This window comes from Trueperaceae bacterium, assembly GCA_019454765.1.
Classification (GTDB): Bacteria; Deinococcota; Deinococci; order Deinococcales; family Trueperaceae; genus JAAYYF01.
In genome coordinates this window covers 121554-125554 of the sequence record JACFNR010000003.1, presented here as the reverse complement: position 1 = coordinate 125554, position 4001 = coordinate 121554, and the positions used below count along the sequence as shown (strand labels likewise).

At 73.8% G+C, this 4001-nt stretch carries 4 protein-coding genes; 2 read left to right on the top strand and 2 right to left on the bottom strand.

What is annotated here, in order from left to right; translation table 11 throughout:
- The first annotated feature begins 43 nt into the window (after positions 1-43).
- Together H3C53_02080 and H3C53_02075 are read left to right on the top strand one after the other, a co-directional pair.
- Positions 44-853 (top strand): DUF4388 domain-containing protein, encoded by an 810-nt coding sequence (locus H3C53_02080; protein MBW7915464.1) that lies wholly within the window; start codon positions 44-46, stop codon positions 851-853.
- A complete protein-coding gene (locus H3C53_02075; protein MBW7915463.1) occupies positions 850-2247 on the top strand; it encodes a HAMP domain-containing protein in 1398 nt (465 codons plus the stop codon). The genes H3C53_02080 and H3C53_02075 overlap by 4 nt, the downstream gene beginning before the upstream one ends.
- A 54-nt stretch (positions 2248-2301) precedes the next feature.
- Here H3C53_02075 and H3C53_02070 read toward each other — a convergent pair whose 3' ends face one another.
- Complete coding sequence (locus H3C53_02070) at positions 2302-3534, bottom strand: serine hydroxymethyltransferase (protein MBW7915462.1); 1233 nt, start codon at positions 3532-3534, stop codon at positions 2302-2304.
- Positions 3535-3572: 38 nt separating this feature from the next.
- The coding region (locus H3C53_02065; GenBank protein MBW7915461.1) for a hypothetical protein at positions 3573-4001 on the bottom strand (429 nt) is incomplete at its 5' end.

Sequence of the window (4001 nt, the reverse complement as noted above, 5' to 3'; positions counted from 1 at the left end):
GGCGCGGCGCGCTGGTAACATGCGGAGCGATCGAGGTGGTTGAGTGACGACGCTGAACGGTCGCTTGGGTGAGGGGGTGGTGGCCAACGTGCTGCAGTACCTGCAACTGAGCCAGGGCACCGGCTGCCTGTCCCTGGCTCACCCGGCGCGGCGTCACGGCCAGATCTACCTCGAGGACGGCAAGGTCGTCTTCGTCGAGGCGCGCCCGCTCTACGACCTCGCGGCGCTCACCGCGCTGCTGGAATGGCGTGAGGGCCGCTTCTCGTTCCGCCCCGGGGTGGTCGCGCCGCGCCGCAGCATGAGCCGCAACGTCGACACGCTGCTGCTCGAGGCCACCCACCTCGCCGACGCCGGAGCGGTGCGGGCGGAGCCGGGCCTGGCGGCCGACACCGTCTTGCGCGTGGTGCAGCGTCGCGGCGCCGACGAGACGGTCATGCTGTCGCTCGGCGCGCTGCATCTCTGGCGCAGCATGGACGGCACGAGCAGCTTGCGCGACCTGGCGGCGGGCAGCGGCGCGCCACTCGCCGACCTCACGGCGGCGGCCCAGGAACTCCTCGATCACGGCCTCGTCGAGTTCGCCGCCCTCAAGGTGGCCGACCCGCGCTTCGCGCGCGAGTTGACGCGCGAGGCGGTCGACCTGCTCGGGCCCGTGGGCAGCATCGTGGTGGAGGACGCCCTCATCGAGCTGGGCGTCAGTCAGGACGCGCTGCCCCTCGCGCTGGTGGACGAGTTCGTCTCGGAGGTGACGCGGGCGTTCCCCAACGGCGACCGGCGCCTCGAGTTCGCGCGGCGCGCCGATCAGTTGCGAACGATCTTCGCCTTGAGCCCGCTCGAGCGGGGGAGGGAACCGTGAACTACGTCGTCTCCGTGTTGGAGCCCCTACCGGCCGACCTGCCGGCTGCAGCGGCCGAGGTGGCCAAGGGGCTGCCGATCTCGCCCGACAACGTGCTCAAGCTCCTCAGTAAGGCGCCGGGGCCGGTGACGCGCCCCGTGCCGGAGCGCGACGCGCGCCGCGTCCAGGAGGTCATGCAGGGGGCCGGCCTGGTGGTCGAGGTGCGCGAGGGGACCCTGGACGGCCCCGTCGTCGACCTGGTGGCCAACGAGCGGGCGAGGCTGACGGCGGCGGGGCTCGAGGCCGCCACCGCTCAGGCGTCGACGCCCGAGGGGGCCTCCGAGGCGGGTCCGGACGGCCCGGCGGACGAGCCGGCGCCCGGCGAAGCGGGACGCGCGGCGGACGAGCAGCAAGGCGACCCCACGGACGGGGCCGGCGACGCCGGTGTCTACGGCACGCATGAGCGGGTCCGCGCCACCGGCGAGGAGCGGCGCGAGGCGCCGCAGGCCGGGCAGGCCACCACGCAGCCCCCGCGCGACCCGACCCGCACGACGCTGGTGCGCAACCCGCCCCGGCTCGAGCGGAGCGGGTTGCGGCGGCGCATCGCCAGCGCCGTCACGCTCCCGGCGCTACTCACGCTGGTGGTCACCCTGCTCGCGGTGGTGCTCGCGGTGCTGCCGGTCCTGCGGCAGGAGGAGCAGCGCCGCGTGAGCAGCGTCGTCGACGCGGTGGCCGCCACGGTGGAGGGCCTGTCCGGCGGGCTCCCGCTATCGGCTCCCATCCTCAGGCTCGAGCTCGACGCGGTGCAGGCGCGCGGCGCGGCGGGCGGCTGGGGGGTCGATCACCTTCTGCTCGTCGACGCCGATCAGTCGCCGCTCGTGGCGTGGTACCGCGGCCGCGCCGGTCTGGAGGCGTTCCCGGAGGACGTGCGCGACGCCGCCCTGGCGCGGGCGCGCGCGGCGCTGGCCGGCCCGGTCGAGGAGCCGGCGGCCGCCGGCGACTGGCTGGGCGGCCTGAGGGTCACGGCCGGGGAGCTGCTGGCGTTGGTGGGGTTGGGCACCGTCGACCCGACGGTGGCCGGGGCGCAGATCCACCGCCTGGGAGCCGTCGGGGGGGCCGTGGTGGCCGGGGCCGTGCCGAGCGCCGCCCGTCTGGTCGGTGCGGGCCTGCTCACCGCCCTGCTCGTCGGGCTCGTGCCCGTGCTGTTCGGGCTGCTGGCTACCCTGTCGCTGACGCGCGGCCTCCGGGAGTCCATCGGTTACCTGTTGGTCGCCACGGACCGGATCAGTCACGGTGACCTAGACGCACCGGTCGAGCTTGCGCGCGACGACGAGCTGGGCCAGATAGCCGGCGCGGTCGAGCGCATGCGCATCAGCCTTCGCGAGAGCATGGAGCGACTGCGCCAACGCCGCTGAACATCGGGGTCCGGACGCCGCCGACGGGCGCGGCCCTGCGGCGCGGTGGGGCGCTCAGCTCGGCATGGGGTGCGCCAGGGCCAGCTCTCGCACGGCGGCCGCCACCGCCTCCGCGTCGTCGCCCCGCAGGCCTCGGTCGATGAGGTCGGCGACGAGGGGCATCTCGGCCGGGGTGAACCCGCGCGTGGTGATGGCGGGGGTGCCGATGCGGATGCCGGAGGTGACCCACGGCTTCTCCGGGTCGAAGGGCACCATGCTCTTGCTGACGGTGATGCCGGCTTTGTCCAGCCGCCGGCTGGCCGTGTTGCCCGTCATGCCCTTGCCCTGCAGGTCGATGACGAAGAGGTGGTTGTCCGTGCCTCCCGACACGATGCGGTAACCGCGCTCGGCGAGCCGCGCCGCCAGCTCCTTGGCGTTGGCCAGGATGGTTGCCTGGTAGTCGCGGAAGGCGGGAGCGAGGGCCTCGTGGAACGCCACCGCCTTGCCGGCGATGACGTGCTCCAGCGGACCGCCCTGGATGCCGGGGAAGATGGTGCGGTCGATCTTCTTGCCGATCTCCTCGTCGTTGCCGAAGATGAGGCCGCCGCGTGGGCCCCGCAACGTCTTGTGCGTGGTGCTCGTCACCACGTGCGCGTGCGGTAGCGGGTGCGGGTGCAGCCCGGCCGCGATGGGACCGGCGATGTGGGCGACGTCCGCCAGGAGGTACGCCCCCACCTCGTCGGCGACGGCCCTGAACGCCGCGAAGTCGATGAAGCGGCTGTAGGCGCTGGCGCCGGCGATGATCATCTTCGGGCGGTGCTCGAGCGCCAGGCGCCGCACCGCGGCGTAGTCGATGGTCTCGCTCTCGCGGTCGACCGGGTAGCCGACGACCTCGTAGGAGCGACCGGAGAAGTTGACGGGCGAGCCGTGCGTCAGGTGACCGCCGTGCGCCAGGTCCATGCCGAGGACCTTCGCGCCGTGCTCGAGCAGCGAGTAGTAGGCGGCGAAGTTGGCGTTCGAGCCGGAGTGCGGCTGCACGTTCGCCCAACCGGCGCCGAAGAGCGCCTTGGCGCGGTCGATGGCGAGCTGCTCCACCAGGTCGACGACCTCGCAGCCGCCGTAGTAGCGCTTGCCCGGGTACCCCTCGGCGTACTTGTTGGTGAGGACCGAACCGACGGCCTCCATGACCTGCCTCGAGACGAAGTTCTCCGAGGCGATCAGTTCGAGGCCGCCGGCCTGGCGGTCGAACTCCTGGTCGATGAGCTCGAAGATACGCTCGTCGCGTTCGGGATGCGCGCTGTTCGCCATGCCCGAGTATAGCCTCGGGGGTGCCGCGCTCCCGCGCCCTACAGGAAGGGCGCCAGCAGCGCCGAGGCGCGTTCGAGCTTGCTCACGTCGCCGGCAACGAGCGGCAGCAGCGCCTCCAGGGCGGCTCCCACCCGGCGCAGATCCTCGGCGGTGCCCTCTCCGAGCGCCTCGACCTCGACCTCGGAGAAGGCTGCCTCCTCGATGAGCGCGCCTGCCGCGCCGGCGCGGGGCGGCCTGCAGGTCACCTCGTCGAAGGCGACCTCGGCGACCGGCTCACCGGCCCGGCCGAGCGTGAAGACCTCGCGCAGCGTGACGATCTCTAGGACGGGGGCGAGGGCGGGCAGGTCGACGACGCCCGCCAGCCGCGCGGCGATCGGCGCGGGCCAGTCGACGGCGGCGTCCGCGGCGCCACCCCGCCCGGCGGCCGGCCCGGCGAGCGGCGCCTCGAGCTCCTCCCGCTCGAAGAG

Bases quoted from the DNA above. Each gene is read 5' to 3' on its own strand.
- H3C53_02070 (MBW7915462.1), bottom strand. From the start codon at position 3,534: ATGGCGAACAGCGCGCATCCCGAACGCGACGAGCGTATCTTCGAGCTC.